This is a genomic window from Microcystis aeruginosa NIES-2549 (genome assembly GCF_000981785.2).
GTDB lineage: Bacteria > Cyanobacteriota > Cyanobacteriia > Cyanobacteriales > Microcystaceae > Microcystis > Microcystis aeruginosa_C.
In genome coordinates, this window is sequence record NZ_CP011304.1 from 2831126 (window position 1) to 2849633 (window position 18508).

Genomic DNA, 18508 nt, shown 5'->3' on the forward strand with positions numbered 1-18508 from the left:
TAGTTGACACTCCTTGATCTAAAGATGCAAGTATCTTAAGAAGTAAATTTTTAAAGGGTTGGCCAAAAACCCACTAGACAATCGCTCAATTGAGTCTGTGCTTACTTTTCTGGTTCTTCAGTTTGTCTTATGCAACGGACAGGATTATAATAGATTAAACCCTTATAGAGAAAGATATTTGGCTATTTTTGTCAATTGTTTTTGATCTAGAGGGAACTAATCAATTAAATCTCTTGCCAGATAAGGATTTAGTCGATTTATGCCCCCCCATCGAACCATACCAAGTAACGAAGAGCCCAATGTTTTTAGATTTATTCAGCCAACCCTAAGTTAAATTTTGAGTTGGTCGATTAAATCGCGCATAATTTTGGCCGAATTATGTAACTGTTCCATTTCTCTGGGACTGAGAGCAAGATTCAGAGTTTTTATCACTCCTTTCTCGTTAACCACCGAGGGAATACTTAAACACACATCTTTGAGACCGTATTGACCATCAAGGAGAGTGCTAATAGTCAGAATTCTTTCTTGGGAACGTAAAATCGCTTTAACGATATCTGTGGTAGCTAAACCGATCGCATAGCTAGTATAACCCTTGCGTTTGATAATTTCATAGGCGGCGTTTTTAACCTGAAGAAAAATTTCTGTTAAGCTTTCTTGGTCGGCTGCGCTTAAATCCTGCCAATCTCCTTCTAGTAACCTTGCTCCTCCGATATTGGCCGAACTCCAGACAGCAAGCTCACTATCCCCGTGTTCACCGATAATATAAGCGTGGACGTTACGCGCATCTACATGGAGTTGGGTGGATAAAAGAGAGCGTAAACGGGCAGAATCTAGCACCGTACCCGAACCAATCACCCTAGAAGGCGGAAAATGGGTGATTTTCAGGGTAACATAGGTCATGATATCGACGGGATTACTCACCACCAAAATCAAAGCACTGGGGCAGTAAACAGCCACATCCGCAAGAATACGGCGAAAAATCGCCACATTTCGTTCAAGGAGATGTAATCTGGTTTCTCCCTCTTTTTGGGCAGCCCCGGCAGTAATAATCACCACATCGGCATTTTGTCCCACATCGGCCACGGTTCCCATTTTCAAGTCTGTGGGTTCAATAAAAGGCATTCCGTGCCTTAAATCCATCACTTCCCCTTCGACTTTATCCGTGGCGATATCTTGCAGAATTAATTCATCAAAACAGTCTTGAATTAACATCGAGTAAGCGCAGGCCATCCCCACCTGACCAACACCGATAATCACCCCCTTGCGAGGACGCAGAGGTGCGGGTTTTTCAGCGTAGGGATTGGGGGTAAATATTTTATCTAGCATAGATTTTTGCAGTTATTGCCTCGGTAAGCCCATTTTAAAGGGAAATGGTTAATATCAGGTAAAAAGAGACTATAAACAGATTTTGAGGCCGTTATCGGCAATTTTTTTCTGGTCAGTGGTCGGACAAATTTCTTGTCTTTATTCCCTGACCCCTAGTTTAAGAGAATTGAGGGCTGCTGACAGCTTCAGGCTATATCCTAAAATTAGGAATAAGGTTACAGTAGGAGGCGAACCGATGATCTATCACATCACTACAGAAAGAGGTTGGCAAATAGCTCGTGAAATGGGGGAATATCGGGCGTATTCCCTAAAAAATGAGGGATTTATCCATTGCTCCACCTTAGAACAAATTCCGAAAGTTGTGGCCGCTTTTTATCAAAATCAGCCAGATTTGCTGGTTTTAGCCATTTCTCCCGAACAATTGCAGTCCCCGGTCAAATGGGAGCAGCCCCAACATCCTAACCCAGAAAATGCCACTTTAGAGCTAGAAAAAGAGACCTTTCCCCATATTTACGGTGCTATCAACCTAGAATCGGTGGTTTTTGTCAAACCCTTACAGGAGTTCATCAATTCCTAGAACTAAATCATCTAACTCTTGGTAATCGGGGAGAGTAGTATCGATGCTCAACCCGCGCCGAATCACGAGGCGATCCCACTGTGGTCGCGATAATAGCTCGCTAAAGTAGCGAGCCTTGAAAATTAACAAATTTGCCTCTAGACCCGTCTTAATGCGCCCTAAATGGGGCAATCCGAGCAGATTTGCTGGGGTGAGGGTGACACTATTTACCCAGTCAGCGTAGGGTGTATCGAGATGAGCAATCCGCACCGCTTGGGTAAAGACTTCTAAACCATCGTGATCCCCAAAACCATAAAAGGGATCGCGACAGTTATCACTGGCAAAAGCCACCGGAATTCCCGCTTTTTTCATCTCTTTTATCTTAGTTGTCCCGCGCCAAAAAGGGGTTTTTTCCTCTTGACGATCCTGTAGGTAGAGATTGCACATCGGCAAGCTAACGATAGCAATGCCCGCATTTTTGACTAAATTTAGGGTTTCTTTGATTATTTCAGGCGATTGTACCGCTAAACTGCAACAGTGACCACAGATGATTTGTCCAGAAAATTGCTCTTTGATAGCAGTACGCGCGATCGCTGCTAAACAGGTAGAATCGGAATCGCCGTTTTCATCCAGATGAAAATCGAGATTTAAACCCCTTTCTTGGGCTAATTTGAAGGTAATATCAATTTGTGCCTGTAAATCGGGATTTGTGTAGGCTACTCCCCCTAATATGCCCCCAAATTCGGCAATTTTATCGGCTAAGGCCGCTCCCTCGGAGGTTTGATAGTAGTCAAGGGAAACTAGAGAAACCGCTTGCAGGGTGATTTTACCGGCCCATTGTCGTTGCAATTCTGCCAAAGCGGTTAAGCTAATCTGTGCCTGTTGACCAAAAGAGTCGATATGAGTGCGAATAGCGGCGGTTCCGTGGGCATAACTGCATTTAACGCCGAATTCCATGCGACGATACACATCCTCTAAGCGCCACTCCCGTCGGGAATCCTCTAGGGCCATTTTTAAGGCGCCGTCAAAAGTGCCATCATGGTTAGGACAACGATGCCAACTATGACCTTTATCGAGATGGGTGTGCATATCGATAAAGCAAGGAAAAACAATCTTTTTTTTGAGGTCAATAACGGGAATATTATCTTCGGGGGGGATGGTTGAGGTGATGCGATTAATGTTACCGTCATTAATTTCCAGATTAACTAAGGTTAATCCCTCGGAGGTTTGGGGAGAAAACCCCTCATTTTCTAGCAGGGAAACGGGAATATGAGCATTTTTGAGCCAGTAGCGCTCGCTTGAGGGAATCATAAGACCTCTGGTAAAAATCAAAAATTGTTGTTAGGGTTAGGAGTCGGTCGTCGGTGCATCTCACATTTGCAGGAATACCGACAATCAGCAATTATCAGTAACTCTTAGATGATTACAAATGTATCAGCAGCTGCGTGTAAGCATCCCACCGAAAAACTAATGCGCGGGGGGTTTGGGGGCGGCGCCACGCCCCCAACGGGGGGTTTGGGGGGTAGAACCCCCCAAAAGCTTGGATTGAGTGATAAAATTCGGAAGTAATGCCCGATCTTAGCCGAGAGTTTCCCCGTAAAAATCCCAATTGGTAGATTTACAAAAATGAGATGCAGCCTCGGTCGTCGGTCGTCAGGAGAATTAAGAATGAATAATAATCAATTATGCGGTATTAAGTAAGGAGTGTTAAATGGCATTAACAGTGCTATCTTTTCCCTGATCACTGATTACTGATAAACTGGCAGACGCGGCTTTAATTCCCAGCCATAAACTGCTAAAAACTTCTTTAATTTATCGGGGTGTAAATGGAGGTAATCGGGATTAACTTCATCGATAATGCCAATACCGCCTAAATCCCGCGCTCCTGCCGCTAAACAATCCAAGAGAAAAAGAGGATCGGGTACTAGATTCGGGGGAATTTGAATGACAATATCCGGTGGCAAAATTTCCCTAGCTTGCCTAACCAGATCGGGTAATTTTTGCAGATTAAAAGGATTATTTTGCCACTGTTCTCTTTGGCCCGGATTGTAGGGTTGTAGGATCACTTCTTGAATATGTCCCCAACGTTGATGAAGAGCGGCAATAGTTTCTAAGGTTACTAAGCGATCGCATTCTGTTTCACCAATTCCTAATAATAACCCCGTGGTAAAAGGAATTCCTAATTCTCCCGCCCATTGTAACTGCTCTAAGCGCAGGGATGGCACTTTACTAGGAGCCTGACGATGGACAGTATTTAATAAAGTCACCGTCATTTGTTCTAACATTATGCCCATAGATAGATTGACATTTTTTAGTTTTTCCATCTCAGCAAAAGTTAAAATCCCCGCATTGGTATGGGGATAAAAACCCATATTTAAAGCCAATTCTCCCAAATTATAAATATGCCGAAACCATAACTCTCGATTGGCTGCTAAAGGATGAACTTCGCCGCTAAGAATTAAAATTTCCGTAATTTCCGAACCCTGCAAAGCAGTTAAAATCTCTTTTGCCTTGTCTAAACTTAACCAGCCATCAGTGCCTAAATCCCTGCGAAAATTACAATAACTGCAACGATTGAAACACTCGTAGGTAGGTACAAGGGTATGAGAGGGACTATAGGTGACAATTCTTGACATTTTTTTCAGAATTGGAGTTCATTACGAGCATTCAAGGGCGATAAAATTTGCTATCGTGGGGAGAATTGCTGTTTTATTCACTTAAAAACACCCTCCCTTTTCGCTTCCTCCTATGATTTTCGATCCTGCCAGTCTTCCCTCCCATCGTCAAACGATTCGTCCGATTAGCGCCACAGCCCTGCACGGAATTGTATTTCAAGATAACAAATTAATCGCTATCGACGCAAAAAACGGCTATTTATACCAAATTGTCCTCGATAATGGTCATACAAGCGTACTTAATTCCCATCGCTGGCAAGAATTCGTCGGGACGACGGGATTGGCAATCGATGATCAAAATAACCTCTGGTTTACTACCCGCGAAAATCTCTACTGCTGCACTCTCGAAGATTTTACTCCGAAATTTTTTACCCGTCTTCCCTACACCGCTAACGGAGTCGCCGTAACCGGTAACACAATTTATGTCACTTGTCAACGTTCTGGACAAATCTTTATATTTGATCGCCAATCGGGACAGGAAATTACTCGTTTGTACGCACCTGGTATCGGCATCGAAAATATCACTATTCGCGGGGAAGAACTTTGGTTAACGGATACCCTAGAACAAACGGTTTACTGTCTTGATCGCGGCACGGGAGAACAGCTTTTTAGCATGATAACTCCTTTTGAATCGCCGACGGGATTAGCATTTTATCGCGATGCTAACAGTGGCAAGGATATCCTATATGTAGCCTATGCTTTCCAAGAACCCTTTATCCGCGATAATCCCAATTCCGAACAGGTTTACGAACTTAGTTATCGTCCGCGTACTTTTGTCCATCCTCTATATTTTCACCACGATCCCGCTAAAAAATACACCCTTTCTAACGGTTATCTGATTGAATTATCCTACGTCGAGGAATTGGAACCTCTCTATAATGTCGAACTAAAAGATGTGGAATGGCGCATCGCTTTACCCTTAGAAACACCACGGCAAAAAATTCGCAGCGTCGAAGCGGTGGGATTGCCTTTTATTGAAGAAATTCAAGACGGGCAGCGGGTGGCAGTATTTAAGTTCGAGCAAATAACCGCCAAACAACGTCATATTTTTGGGTGGAAAGTAGTCTTAGAAGTATGGGGAATTAAATACCAAATTACCCCCAAAGATTGCGAAGATTTACCCCCCTTACCCGCCGATTTTCCCGATCGCTATTTGATCGATAATGATGATCTGGCTATGAATACAGAAATTATCCTCAATGCTGCCGAAGAAGCGATCGGTCGGGAAACCAATCTACTCAGAAAAGTTTATAGTATTCGCAACTACGTCTATGATCAGCTTTCCTACGGCATCAAACCCAACATCGACACCCCCGATATTGCCCTGCGGCGCGGAGTGGGTTCCTGTGGGGAATATGTGGGTTTATTATTGGCTTTGTGTCGTCTCAATGGTATTGCCTGTCGTACGGTAGGACGCTATAAATGCCCACCCCATCCCCTTGAACGTAATTTACCCCTCGAACCGGATTACAATCACGTCTGGATGGAATTTTATCTTCCCTCTATCGGTTGGGTTCCCATGGAGTCCAATCCCGATGATATTTTTGAAGGCGGTCCCTATCCCAATCGTTTCTTTATGGGTTTAGCTTGGTATCACACGGAAATTGCCAAAGATATCCCCTTTGAACGAATGTTCAGTGAAGGACAACCGGTGTTAAAAACCCAAGTCCCCATCGGCGATTTAGCGATTAATCACGTTCAATTCGTCATTCTTGAGGAATTAGCCCCAAAAGACTAGAATTCTGAGCCATCATCTAGGATGCCCATTTCTCTATCTCTTTCTTCTTTGAGTTCTTTGACCATTTGCAAACCAGCACCCACACAGAAGCCTAGGGCTGCCCCGGCACCGGCAAAATAACGTCCATAGATGATTTGATAGTTATAGGGATTTTTATAGTTGACTTGGCTGGGATTGCGTTCAATGCGGCTGATGCCATAACCGATACCTGCCCCGACTAAAGCCGTTACTAGGCCTGAAAATAGAACTAGACGAAAGTTCATGATCTTATCTCCCGATGGACTCTGACTTTAGATTATCGCTGAAAATTAGTTCCTGGCAAGCGATCGCAATAATTCGTTAAGTAGTCGTGCCAAAATATAGCGGTTTTCAGATGAATGAGGTAAGTAATGGTGACTGGGAAGTGTCAACAAAAGGGGAATTACAATAGCAACCATGTGTGAACCAGCCATGAATATCTTTAAGGGTAATTGCGCTTAAAGCACCACAAACGGCTTGCCTGAGTTCTGAATAGTTGCGAGGTTCCAATGTTTTCAAAATTTGCTTAATTTTAGACCAACAATTTTCAAGAGGAGAAAAATCAGGAGAATAAGGTGGAAGAAAAATTAAATGAGCACCAGCGGTTTCAATCAATGGACGAATATATTCCTCTTGGTGAATTTTAGCATTATCCATAATTACGTAAGCACCATCCCAAAGGAGTGGGACTAAAACGCTGGCAATAAATGCCTCAAATTGAATCCCCTTGGTGGAACCTACAATCTGAACTAAAGCTAATAATCCTTTCAATGCTATAGCGGCAATGTAAAAACCAGCGATCAGCAAAATTTGGTTTTGCAAGTGAAAAGAAATAGTGTACAATGACGAGAGACTAAAACTCAAAATTATCTCAATTAAGGAATAATTCAATGTTATCAGAAAATGAAAAAATAATTAAATAGTTATGTCAAGAGTTAGGGCAATGTCTTTATGAACAATCCCAAGTTGAGAAATTTAATAACTCGGCAGAGATAGAGGAGACTGTTAGAGATTTAATGATTCAGTATGTCAACCCAGAAATAGGTATTTTTTTGTCAAAACAAGCACAGGAGAAACAGCAGGTCGGACAAGAAAAGTAAAAAGTATTTTGGGTGAATTACCAATTACATAAAAACAAGCGAAAAAATTAGAAATAAAGCCTCGGACTCACATGATTCCAATGTTAGAGAAGAACTGTTTGCTATTAAGTGGCAATGAATCATTAGAGAAATCGGCGCAGAAAATCAAATCATTGACAGGAATTGCTGTTCCTCACAGTACCCAACAACGCCTCGTACATCGCTATCATTTTGAAGAATTATCGTTGGCAAAAGATGTCGGGTTATCGGCAGAAAAAATTGTCCTATTAGTGCAAGATAATGCTGGGGGCATAGAAGTCAAAAACTTGAAGTTACCGATGGAATCATGATCTATTTTCTACTTTGCTTATTCGCCAGAATTACAGCCAGCCAAGAGATTGTGGTCTCTAGTAGATGAACCTCTGGTTAATGAGCATTTTGAAAAGATCGAAGAAAGGTCAGAAATTCTGATAACTCGTTGTCAGTATCTCGAAACAATGACTAATGGAATTAAAAACTTGACTAACTATCATTGGCTAACTTATGATTGATTGTTATCAGCGTTTCAAAACAGGATTTGGTAGAAAGTGTATCAGGAAGCTTGAGAAGAAGGTGAATTAGCGGCAAAATTAGCCTCTATTCCTCGTTTATTGGCATTAGGATTAAACTTTGAACAGATAGCACAAGCTTTAGAATTAGAGATCGAACAGGTTAGACAAGCGACTCAAGGGGAATAGGAAAAGTTCCAAGCGATCGCATTTTAATAATGGTTTCCCAATCTCGATCGCTATCAATCAACAGTAAATTATTCTCCAAACTTTGATAAATTAATATAATTTCTGGGGTCTATCTATTTAGCGATCGAGGTAGCTACATTAGGACTATTGGGGCGCAAAGAACTTGCACCCTCTGGATATCACGGTAATTCCCCTGACCGTGGCCCCTAGCGGAACATTGCCCGCAGGGAACTGGAGACTTGATTGGCTGCCCGTGCGGCCACCAATCCCGAAAGGGCAGCAACCACCACTGTGGCAAGGCAGGTTAGCTGGGCTGCTCCCGGTCCACCCACCCCCAGCACCATCGCCATGGCGGTCAGAGGTAGGCGATAGCCGCCAGCAATACCGGCCGCTGCCCCCGCCGCACCCGCCAGATCCCCCGAAATCTCAAAGGTGGTTGCGAACACCCGGCCAGTGAGGTCGCCGATCGCCAGAAAAGGGACAAACACGCCGCCACAGCCACCGGCCAAAACCGCAGCGGTGGTAGCCGCGGCCCGGAGCAGAGCTACCGCCAACAGGTGGTAAGGAGTTGTTTCAGTGTTTTCGGCCCAGAGGATAGCGCCCACCCCCGGTCCAAAAGCCGCTGCTGGAGTCGCCACCTGTCCGATCACGATCGCCAAGAATAGCATCACCAGGCCACCGATGAGGAGACGAGTGGCGGGCCTGTCCCGCAAGCCTCTGGCCCAGTAGATCGCCTCACCGGTGAGGGCTGTAATCGTGCCAGCGATCACTCCGATCAACAAAGTGGCAGCCACCGCATCCCAGAAGTCAGTCGGGGCAATCTGCGGCACCACCAGCCGGATCAGTTGCAGCTTAAAGGCAGCGTTGACCCCCCATCCCACCAGTCCCCCGGCTAACATCGCCGCCACTCGCTCCGGGGTGATCGGAACCTGACGTCGCTGACTCAACTCAAACATAAAAAAGCTGCCCACCAGAGGGATTCCCATCAGAGCCGAAACACTTGCCGCACCGCCGCCGATGGCCAGGGGCCGCACCAGTTGACCCAGGGCTGGATTGGTGCTGCCTAACCAGGTTCCCGTCGCCACGCCAATATGAGCCGCCGGTGATTCTGTTCCCATGGGCGCCCCCAGTCCAACAGTGGAGAGGATGGCCATGGCCCGCAACGGTGCTAGATTCCAGGGGAAGCGCTCTTCGGCACCGGATGCGTTAACCACGTCACCGGTCAGATCGGCGCGAGCAATGTCATGGGGGAAGGAGTACCAGGCCATGAGAGAACCCCAGCGGCCAGAGGCAGTCGCCCCGCGGGGAGCTAAGGTCTGCACAGGTTGGCCCCTACCCAGTCCAAACAGGACTAGCACTGCTAAAGTAACGCCCACCAGAGGCAGCAGCAGTAGCCAGACGTTGCCTAGGTTAGAGGCAATTCTGAGGGTTTGCTTAATTGCCTCAGTCAGCAGTACCGCGGCCAGAGAACCGATCAAACCGCCGAGCAGACCAGCAACGGCCCATGGGCCTACCCTGGTTAAGAGAAGTTGTAGTTTGTTATTTAGCATCGCGCAAGGAAAGTTAAGCTTTTATTGTTCTGATAGCAAGTCCATTTGAGTAGTCAAGCAAAACACCCTGAAAGTCTTTACTATATTATCTGTAACTACCTTCTGCCTATTGCCTATCCCAACCAAGAAATTAATTTTACACGACTACTTAATAGTGACGTGGAGTATAAACCCATTGCTTGCTTTTACCCTGCTCAATAAGGCGAGTTTTACTCGACCCGATCAAAATTATGGTTCGCATATCCCCATCGTTAATAGTCATATCCTCTAGGAATTTTACCGTCACCGTTTCCCCTTTTCGTCCTAAATTACGCGCTAATACCACGGGAGTTTGCGGCGATCGCCATTGTAATAAAATCTCTTTTGCCTTCTCTAATTGCCAAGTGCGCTCTTGAGACACAGGATTATAAAATGCGATCGCTAAATCTGCTCGGGCCGCTAACTCAATGCGCTGAGAAATCACCTGCCAAGATTTGAGAATATCCGATAGGGAAATCGCACAAAAATCATGGCCTAAAGGTGCGCCAACCCTGGCGGCCGCCGCCTGCATGGCCGAAATCCCCGGACAGACCTGAATGGCCACCTGCTGCCATGCCGGTTTTGCTTTTTTTTCTAATACCTCAAACACGGCCGCAGCCATGGCATAAATTCCCGGATCTCCAGAGGAAACTAAGACAACCGATCGCCCCTTAGCCGCTAAATCTAGGGCCATTTCTGCTCGATCGAGTTCCACCCGATTATCCGATTCATGGCGGACAATTTCTGGTTTTCTCAGGGATTCTACCAAATCCAAATAAGTTTTATAACCCACCCAATCCGTGGCTTTTTCCAACACTTCTCGAACTTCTGGCGACATCCAATTTAGCGCACCCGGTCCGGTTCCGACTATGGCTAATTTACCTTGACTTTCCTGGGCCAAATCCCCCGGTAGTAAACCAGATTTTTCCTTAATTTGCTGGCTTTGCTCCCAGAGATAAACTAAACAGTCACTGCTAGGTTTTGCCAAGTTTAAGTTATTTTTATCGATAATCTCAATGCTCAGTTTTGCTGCTGATGAAATTGGTAAATTACTATTTTTTAACCAGTCCGCTTCACCGATTAATTTTACTTTTTCACCCGCCAATAAATCGGACAGAAACTTCTTAGCATCATCGGGATTAACTAACTGATAACCGGGTGGTGGCGATAATAAGGTCGTTTTAAATCTAATATCACCAGTGGTGGTAATTGCGGGGGAAATTTGCAAAACCGAGGCAATTTGACGAGCGAGATCATTAACCCCTTGTAAACCCCCCAACAAAGGCACTACGGCGCTGCCATCTTCGGCGATTGCTAATACAGGTGGTTCTTGCCATTTATTAATTAATAAAGGTGCTAAAGTACGAATTAAAATACCCGCCGCACAAATGCCAATAATTGGCGTTCCTGTCTGGAAAAATTCTCGCACCGTTTCGCCAAAATTAGTATAGGTAAAATCAGCCGAATGGGTACGATCTATTAACCCATAAACCACTGCTTCCGGTAAGGCCATTTGCACTTGACGAGCAACGGTGATACTGGTTTCTCCTAAAATCAGAATAGCTGGAGGTTTCATTTGGCTTCCCCCGACTGCGTTGCGGTTAACTTTTGGATAAATTCTTGATGTTCTTCCGAGTTAATTCCAGCTTTTAAGATGTCCAACACCCGTGACATATTGCCGTTGAGCATGGCAGATTCGACAAGCTCACTGCAAGCTGAAACATCTAACCACAAACCCGGAAATACTAGAGAACAAATCACCCCTTCTTGGTTGGGTAACAAAGAAATATAATCACCATCTTGTAAACTAAACCAATCAATTTTTTGATCAAATACCTGCCAAATAAGGTATTCTTGAATGCCACCGCGTCGATAAGCACGTTTTTTATCCCCTAAATCTATGGCGGCACTACTAGCGGCAATTTCTACCACTAATTCCGGCGCTCCTTCTAGGTATCCCTCTACAGTTAGGGTTGATTTTCCACCGCTTTCTTGACTAATTAATAACACCCCATCCGGCTGTAGTTCGTTGTCGATATCCAAGCGAACGGTTGGCTCAATACCCATTTGTACTTGGGGTGTAGCAGCTTGATAAACTCCCAACCAAGTGATTAAACGTCCGTGGGGTTCAGCATGAAATTTAAACCTTAATGGGGATGCCATATACACAACTCCTTCGATCAGTTCGGCTTTTTTTAATCCTGGCATAGCTTGATAACGGCGCTCGAATTCGGGACGAATTAAGCGATCCCCATTTTCTAACGGGGGTAAATGTTGAGTGGTTACAGTCTGAGAATTTAAGGATTTAACCGGGGAAGAAGTCATGGTGGCAGTCTTTGGGAACAAAACAGCATTGATTTTATTATAGATTGTTTCATCGGACTTCTTAAGGGATTTAATTTTTAACTGAAATTTCGCCGGAAGTCCTGAGCTTTTAGCGATGGTATGAATGGCGACCAACAGATAGACAATTACCCAAAACTATACCATTTATCTTAGTGATGAGGTACAAAATTTTCCTTTTAGTAAGTCGGTAGTCGATACCAAATTAGGTTACACTTCATCTAGTTATGAGAAATGCTGTCATAACTGATATAGCGCACCTAAATGAAATGTAAACGTCCTCTTCTAGAGCCTACCCATTCACGAATAACCGATAACTGATAATGTTGGTTCCCCTTACCCGTCAATCGATCGAGCAAATTGTCCCAATTATCGCCACAGGTCCCCAGTACGCTCACTATTGGGGTAAATGGTCTGATTTTCTGCGCCGTTTATTCATTTCTATCATCGCTCTCACCGCAGCCTGGTTAATCGGTAATTTATTCGGCCCCGGTGGTTTAACAATTAAACTGATTTTCGACATTATCGCCGGTTTATATTGGCTCTGGGGTCCGGTTTACTGGGCCAGTGTTCGCAATAATACCTATCGTCGTCTTCCCTACGGGGGATTTTGGCGCGGTCGCGTTTTCGATGCTTTTGTGACTGAGGAATTAATCGGGGAAGAAGAAAGGGTCAATAAACGCGGGGAATTAGAGATTATCGAAAATCGCCAACGCTGTATTAATCTAGAAATCGGTGATCAAACTGGCTTTTCGGCGATCGTTCGCGCTCCCCTCAAACGCATCCATAAATCGATCCGTCCCGGGATGGCGGCCGAAGCTTTGTTAATGTCTCGAGACCCCGATTTAGGGGATATCAATCAGCTTTCTGATGTCCATCTTCCCCAACTCGACCAGTGGATAGGGGAATATCCTGTGCTGCGACGGGATATTTTTCAGCAAGTTAGTCGCGAATTGGGAGGGGGAAAAGAACCCCGGCCAAAACCTTCTCGTTATTCTAATAATGTCATCCGAAGACGCAAAACCCGTTAATTGTTCGGCAATCTTTGAAAAGATACCAGTTTCTCAGTCATCAATGAATCATAATTTACAGATTTTGGCTAATTTAATCCTTGTTTTTGCCGTTTTTGAACCATCAAAAATTAATTATGCAAGAGGTTTAATATAATGTTAATTGAGCTTAGAAGGAGATAAATCGATGACGGCATCCTATGAGCAAGACTTTGGACTTTGGGCCGAACAAATGGCCGATTTATTAGCCTCCGGTCGGTTTTCCGAGTTAGATATTGAGAATTTAGTCGAAGAGGTGCGGGATTTGTCGAAACGGGAGCGCGATCGCTTACTCGCTAGTCTCAGATTAATTTTGCATCATTTATTAAGGTGGGACTATCAACCTCAACGGCGATCCAGGGGTTGGTTGGGAACTATTCAGCGAGAAAGAGCTAATATTAGGCTTTATTTGGACGATAGCCCCAGTTTCAAGCGATATTTAACCGATGAAAGCCTATTTAAACTCTATGCTGTTGCTTGTTGCGATGCCTTTAGAGAGACGGGATTAGAGTTTCCCCCCATTTGTCCCTACGGTATTGAGGATATTTTAAATCGTTCTCTTCATTTGTCGGAACGATAGACGAATCTCCTCACCTAACGACTGTATCTTAGAATACATTGTGCCTACCAAAACCAGCCGAAACCCCTAGTGATTTTCTTCTTCTCTATTTTCAATATTTATTGCTGACATTTCTGAAGGCAAAGGAGTTGCTAAACGAATATTGACATCAATCATCAATTGATTTTTTTCAATCTTTATATTCGCTCTTTTCACAACAATGAAAGCAGAAATAGAATCACTGGCATCGTATTCAAGAGAAAAATCTTTTTTATAACCAGCATCCTCTAACCATTCAGCAATATTACGCCAATTCTCTACCTTGCCATTATTATTACCAACCAGTTCTTTAACGTATTGATAGAGCGTAGTGCATAAATCTACCTCAACTCCTTTACGACTCTTCTTGAGTTTTTCAGCAATTTCTGTGGGACTATAACCGCAGAGTAATCCTTGTAAATGTTTTTTTCAGTAGGAGTCAGTCGCTTTCCCTTAACAGAAGCAAGATCAAGATAAAGAGTTTCTAAGTCCCATTGACTCATAGCTCGGGAAAAAGGGTCATTATTGGTATCCATAAATTTTTGCCTAAAAATTTCCTAGTCAGATTCTAGCATAATTCCTAGTGTTGACTAATTGAATGATGTAGAACTATAACTTATTGTAAATGATTAGTAAACAACCACTTTTTAATTGAGGTAATTAAATATGCCTAGTTATACTCCTCCTACCAGTTATACTGGTACTAAAAATAGCGATAGAATCTACGGATCTGCTCAAAATGATTATATTTTTGGGGCTGGTGGGGATGATAAATTATATGGCGGTCTTGGAAATGATACTCTTGCGGGAGGTGAAGGAAATGACTATCTTGATGGAGGCGATGGTGACGATATTTTGCAAGGATCGGACACTCTTAATTATTACTACGGCATCCCCGGTCTAACTGTCCCAGAATATGATACTTTAGTTGGAGGTGCGGGTCGTGATACATTTGTAATTGGGAATAATCGAGGTAATCTTAATATGGGACCAGGTTATGCAGTAATAGCTGATTTTACCTCTTTTGTTGATCGCATTCAAGTTAAACAAAGTGGAGTATCTGCAGTAACTGGTATTACTCTTAAAAAACAAAATATGGTTGGAGGAGGTGCTTCAGATACACTTATTTATAATGGTACAGATTTGATAGCAGTTGTTCAAGATAATAGTAGTTTGGAATTAAATAGTAGTTATTTTAACTTTGTTTAATGCAACTATCAGATTTTGTAGGGTGCGTTAGGTGGCCACCAATTCTGATCAAAAACCAAAATCAATAATCCGCGCTCCACGCAGCAAATTTATTATTAAATTGGTGCATTATGCTTTCGCACTTCACACCCTAAGAGTGGTAAGAAGTTGAAGGGTGATCGTTCTTGTCGGTGGGGTGGAGTGCGATCTCTGTCATCGAATAAGATATAATTGGGAAAGTCCAAATAATTAAAGCATTATGAGTTACCAAAACATTATTACCATTGAACCAGGAAAACGCAGCGGAAAACCCTGCATTCGAGGAATGCGTATAACTGTGTACGATATTCTAGAATATTTAGCAGCAGGAATGACAGAAGCAGAAATTCTTGAGGATTTTTCAGAATTAACCTCCGAGGATATCAAAGCTTGTTTGGCTTTTGCTGCTGATCGAGAGAAAAAATTATTTATCACCTCTTTATGAAACTGTTATTAGATGAAAATTTGTCAGATCGTATTATTGATAAAATAATTGATTTATATTCTAATTCTCAGCACGTCAAGACTTTAGGACTGATCAATACTGATGATGCACTTATCTGGGAATTTGCCAAATTCAACGATTTTGTAATTGTCTCTAAAGATGCCGATTTTCATCAGCGCAGTCTATTATATGGTCATCCACCCAAATTTATCTATCTTCGTATTGGTAATAGTCCCACTGCAAAGATTATCGAAATTTTAAGGGATAATTTTTTAATCGTTATTAAATTTTACAATAGTGAAACAGAAAGTATGCTGATATTAAGTTGAGTGTGAGCGCTTAATCTGGTAGGGTTTGTGTTTGCGGCCACCAATTCTGTTAAAAAATCAAAATCAATAATCTGCACCCCACGCACCAACTTTGTCATTAAATTGGTGCGTTACTACGATTAATTTTCTCACTGGATTGACCGAAGGAAACCCAACACACAATTAGATAGGGTTTGCCGAAAAAGCTTTTCGTGGGGTTAGGAGTCGGTCCGGATGAAAAAATTTTCACCCCCACAGATGAAAGAGGTTTCTTTCCCCAATCCCCTATCCCTTTTAAACAGGATTTAGTAATTTAGTATTAGCCTGTATCAGCATTTCTGATTCTATAGTTAAGTTTGACTAATAACAGTTTATTTTTAGTTTTTTGTCAAGCCCCTATTATAATTTTTAATCTTTGACCCTTAGTCCCATTGAACATTGATCTTAAAAATCTGGTTTTTTGTAGCGAAGACAACAGTTTTATTAACTGTTATCTGCTGCTATAGAGGGAAATCGGGGAGGGCTGATAATCCTTGAAACCCTTATCAATACTAGCATTATTCCCCCTCGAAATTTCACTAATTCCCCAAGTTTTCCTAACCTTGCCCCCCCTAGGACACAAAAAATTAAAAACTTACCATCCTAACTTGGTTTTTGGCGCAAGTCAACCCTTTATTTAAATTTTTGATTCTTTTTGCCGATAACGATATAAATTCTCGTAATGACCAACCAATTTTCCGTGATACGGTTGAACAGAAAGCAACCAAGTTAGCTCTGCAAGCAAAAAGGAATGTTAGCAAATTCCTTCAGCTTTGCATTGGGAACTTGCTAACGCACAATAAGAAAGTCTATGAACAAACAACAATTGAACAAACTACAAGCTATAACTGCCCTCACTTTAGTGGGGACTACAGCCTCAATAATTTGTTCCCAGACAGTAGGACACAGTAACAGCCTGACGGATATTAGCCTAGCTCGTCAAACTGTTATCGAGTCCACTTCTCAAACCGTTCTGCCCGCTTTTTCTAATAGTCGAACATCTGATTCAGATATTAAAATATCACGTTCGGCTCAAGATAATGGTAACGAAATTCTAAAAACTTTGGAGTCCCTAGTGGACAAAGAAAATACCGTCCCTGCAAGCGTTACACCCCAGACCCAAGAGGCCATTCCTTCGACGGTACAACCCCAATCACAACCCAATCAAGTCAAGCCAGCCCCAGCCAATGGCCAATCTACTAATCCTGCCTCAGTCACACCAGCAGAGAAGCCGAAAACAACCCAAGCGGTAAAAACCAGCAGTCGCCCGCGTAAACAGGGAATGGCCTCTTGGTATGGTCCTGGTTTCCACGGTCGTCGCACCGCTAGTGGTGAGACTTTTAACTCTAGTGGTTTAACTGCCGCTCATCGCTATCTGCCTTTCGGCACTAGGGTTAGGGTAACTAATCTGCGTAACGGGCGCTCGGTGGTGGTGCGAATTAACGATCGCGGTCCGTTTAGCGGTGGTCGCGTCATCGACCTTTCCAGAGGTGCGGCAGCGATTATCGGTGTCTTCCAATCGGGAGTTGCCCCAGTTGTCTTGGAAGTTTTAGGCAGATAATCAGTTATCAGTTATCAGTTATCAGTAAACAGTAAGCAGTAATCAGTAAACAGTGAAAAGACAGCACTGTTAATTTGTGTCTGGGAAAATTTAGTACAAATGCTCAGACTTCCTCCTTATCTCTGACTTGAAAGAGGGTGTAGGGTGTGGGCTTCGGCCGTGAGCTCAGCGTTCGACTGAGCTCACGCCGAGGTCCGAACGGGTGTAGGGAAGGAAACCTCTTTCCTCTGTGGGGGTGAAAATTTTTTCATCGGGACTGACCAAAAACTCACATCTGATCAGTGGTAACTGGTAACTGGTAACTGATCAGTGATCACTGATAACTGATAACTGGTAACTAATCAGTGATCACTGATAACTGATCACTGGTAACTGATCACTGATAACTGATCACTGATCACTGCTATAGTGATCCTATTGGGATTTGACAGGGTTTATGTTAGAAATTAACGATTTATCGGTTAATTATGGCGGAATAAAGGCATTACAGCAGGTTAGTTTAAGGGTAGAAACCGGGGAAATTGTCACCCTCATTGGAGCGAACGGAGCAGGAAAAACGACGACTCTAAAGACGATATCTCGGCTTTTAACGGCAAAGACTGGGCGAATAATCTATCAGGGTCAAGATATTACCCATTTACCGCCCCATGAAATCGTTAAACGGGGAATTGCCCATAGTCCGGAAGGGAGAAGAATCTTAGCGCGTCAAACAGTCTTGACAAATTTGCAGTTAGGGGCCTATACGAGAAGCGATCGCCTAGGAGTAAAAAGCGATATCGAAGAGCAGTGGCGACTGTTTCCCCGACTATCGGAGCGCCGAGAGCAGTTAGCGGGAACCCTAAGCGGTGGGGAACAGCAGATGCTGGCGATCGCAAGAGCTTTAATGAGTCGTCCCAAGTTATTGTTACTAGACGAACCCAGTTTAGGACTAGCGCCGCAGATAGTGCGAGAAATCTTCAGTATTATCCGTAAATTAAATGAATCGGGAGTAACTATCCTGTTAGTGGAACAAAACGCCAATTTAGCCCTAGAAACTGCCAATCGCGGCTATGTTTTGGCAGCGGGACGCTTGACCATCGCAGGAGAAGCCGGGGATTTACTCAAGGATGAGCGAGTCAAACAAGCTTATTTGGGTTAATCGATGATGATGCGCCAACTATAGACAAAATTCTATAGTAAAGGTAGGAGAAAAAATATTCACAAAATTTTACAAAGTCGCATAAAATGAACACATAACGAAA

18 protein-coding genes and 2 pseudogenes are annotated in these 18508 nt (G+C 43.4%); 11 read left to right on the forward strand and 9 right to left on the reverse strand.

What is annotated here, in order from left to right; all coding sequences use genetic code 11:
• Positions 1–330: 330 nt before the first annotated feature.
• Entirely contained in the window at positions 331–1326 is a 996-nt protein-coding gene (locus myaer_RS13955) for an L-lactate dehydrogenase (protein ID WP_046662538.1), read from the reverse strand.
• A 235-nt stretch (positions 1327–1561) separates the two neighbouring features.
• Here myaer_RS13955 and myaer_RS13960 point away from each other — a divergent pair, with 235 nt between their 5' ends.
• Positions 1562–1903 carry a DUF952 domain-containing protein gene (locus myaer_RS13960; RefSeq protein ID WP_046662539.1) on the forward strand — a complete coding sequence of 114 codons (342 nt, stop codon included), beginning with the start codon at positions 1562–1564 and terminating at the stop codon, positions 1901–1903.
• Here myaer_RS13960 and myaer_RS13965 read toward each other — a convergent pair.
• Both myaer_RS13965 and cofG read right to left on the reverse strand, forming a co-directional pair.
• A complete protein-coding gene (locus myaer_RS13965; RefSeq protein WP_046662540.1) occupies positions 1880–3193 on the reverse strand; it encodes a cytosine deaminase in 1314 nt (437 codons plus the stop codon). The two genes, myaer_RS13960 and myaer_RS13965, sit on opposite strands and share 24 nt — an antisense overlap.
• Positions 3194–3630: 437 nt before the next feature.
• Entirely contained in the window at positions 3631–4518 is an 888-nt protein-coding gene (cofG, locus tag myaer_RS13970; protein ID WP_046662541.1) for a 7,8-didemethyl-8-hydroxy-5-deazariboflavin synthase subunit CofG, read from the reverse strand.
• A gap of 112 nt (positions 4519–4630) precedes the next feature.
• Here cofG and myaer_RS13975 point away from each other — a divergent pair, with 112 nt between their 5' ends.
• Positions 4631–6295: a transglutaminase domain-containing protein gene (locus tag myaer_RS13975; protein WP_046662542.1), complete on the forward strand. Its 1665-nt coding sequence runs from the start codon at positions 4631–4633 to the stop codon at positions 6293–6295.
• Here myaer_RS13975 and myaer_RS13980 read toward each other — a convergent pair.
• Together myaer_RS13980 and myaer_RS13985 are read right to left on the reverse strand one after the other, a co-directional pair.
• Positions 6292–6558 (reverse strand): hypothetical protein, encoded by a 267-nt coding sequence (locus tag myaer_RS13980; RefSeq protein ID WP_002763196.1) that lies wholly within the window; start codon positions 6556–6558, stop codon positions 6292–6294. The genes myaer_RS13975 and myaer_RS13980 overlap by 4 nt on opposite strands.
• Positions 6559–6664: 106 nt before the next feature.
• Complete coding sequence (locus myaer_RS13985; protein WP_158524800.1) at positions 6665–7177, reverse strand: transposase; 513 nt, start codon at positions 7175–7177, stop codon at positions 6665–6667.
• A gap of 26 nt (positions 7178–7203) precedes the next feature.
• Here myaer_RS13985 and myaer_RS13990 point away from each other — a divergent pair.
• Together myaer_RS13990 and myaer_RS22070 are read left to right on the forward strand one after the other, a co-directional pair.
• Positions 7204–7634: pseudogene (locus myaer_RS13990) on the forward strand (ISKra4 family transposase); the annotation flags it as partial.
• Positions 7635–7997: 363 nt separating this feature from the next.
• Positions 7998–8129 (forward strand): annotated as a pseudogene (locus myaer_RS22070) (flagellar assembly protein H); the annotation flags it as partial.
• A gap of 206 nt (positions 8130–8335) precedes the next feature.
• Here myaer_RS22070 and myaer_RS14005 read toward each other — a convergent pair.
• From myaer_RS14005 to myaer_RS14015, 3 genes are all read right to left on the reverse strand, one after another.
• Positions 8336–9679 carry a chloride channel protein gene (locus tag myaer_RS14005; protein ID WP_046662544.1) on the reverse strand — a complete coding sequence of 448 codons (1344 nt, stop codon included), beginning with the start codon at positions 9677–9679 and terminating at the stop codon, positions 8336–8338.
• 148 nt (positions 9680–9827) lie between these two features.
• A complete protein-coding gene (gene cobJ / locus myaer_RS14010; protein ID WP_046662545.1) occupies positions 9828–11273 on the reverse strand; it encodes a precorrin-3B C(17)-methyltransferase in 1446 nt (481 codons plus the stop codon).
• Positions 11270–12022, reverse strand: coding sequence for a Uma2 family endonuclease (locus tag myaer_RS14015; RefSeq protein WP_235614749.1), 753 nt, complete (start codon positions 12020–12022; stop codon positions 11270–11272). The genes cobJ and myaer_RS14015 overlap by 4 nt, the downstream gene beginning before the upstream one ends.
• Before the next feature lie 341 nt (positions 12023–12363).
• Between myaer_RS14015 and myaer_RS14020 the strand changes: the two genes are divergently transcribed.
• Both myaer_RS14020 and myaer_RS14025 read left to right on the forward strand, forming a co-directional pair.
• The gene (locus myaer_RS14020) at positions 12364–13071 is read left to right on the forward strand and encodes a hypothetical protein (RefSeq protein ID WP_046662547.1); all 708 of its coding nucleotides are present in this window, start codon (positions 12364–12366) and stop codon (positions 13069–13071) included.
• A 166-nt stretch (positions 13072–13237) separates the two neighbouring features.
• The gene (locus myaer_RS14025; RefSeq protein ID WP_046662548.1) at positions 13238–13669 is read left to right on the forward strand and encodes a DUF29 domain-containing protein; all 432 of its coding nucleotides are present in this window, start codon (positions 13238–13240) and stop codon (positions 13667–13669) included.
• Between the two features lie 66 nt (positions 13670–13735).
• Here the strand turns inward: myaer_RS14025 and myaer_RS22360 are convergent, their stop codons facing one another.
• Entirely contained in the window at positions 13736–13864 is a 129-nt protein-coding gene (locus myaer_RS22360; RefSeq protein ID WP_268807274.1) for a hypothetical protein, read from the reverse strand.
• Positions 13865–14353: 489 nt separating this feature from the next.
• Here myaer_RS22360 and myaer_RS22515 point away from each other — a divergent pair, with 489 nt between their 5' ends.
• The 5 genes from myaer_RS22515 (at position 14354) to myaer_RS14060 (ending at position 18405) form a co-directional block, all read left to right on the forward strand.
• Complete coding sequence (locus myaer_RS22515; RefSeq protein ID WP_046662549.1) at positions 14354–14896, forward strand: hemolysin; 543 nt, start codon at positions 14354–14356, stop codon at positions 14894–14896.
• A 238-nt stretch (positions 14897–15134) separates the two neighbouring features.
• Positions 15135–15359 carry a DUF433 domain-containing protein gene (locus myaer_RS14040; RefSeq protein WP_002745983.1) on the forward strand — a complete coding sequence of 75 codons (225 nt, stop codon included), beginning with the start codon at positions 15135–15137 and terminating at the stop codon, positions 15357–15359.
• On the forward strand, positions 15356–15688 hold the full coding sequence (locus myaer_RS14045; RefSeq protein ID WP_046662550.1) for a DUF5615 family PIN-like protein: 333 nt from the start codon (positions 15356–15358) through the stop codon (positions 15686–15688). Before myaer_RS14040 ends, myaer_RS14045 begins: the two co-directional genes overlap by 4 nt.
• Positions 15689–16517: 829 nt before the next feature.
• On the forward strand, positions 16518–17267 hold the full coding sequence (locus tag myaer_RS14055) for a septal ring lytic transglycosylase RlpA family protein (RefSeq protein WP_046662551.1): 750 nt from the start codon (positions 16518–16520) through the stop codon (positions 17265–17267).
• 436 nt (positions 17268–17703) lie between these two features.
• Complete coding sequence (locus tag myaer_RS14060) at positions 17704–18405, forward strand: ABC transporter ATP-binding protein (protein WP_046662552.1); 702 nt, start codon at positions 17704–17706, stop codon at positions 18403–18405.
• Positions 18406–18508 lie beyond the last annotated feature (103 nt).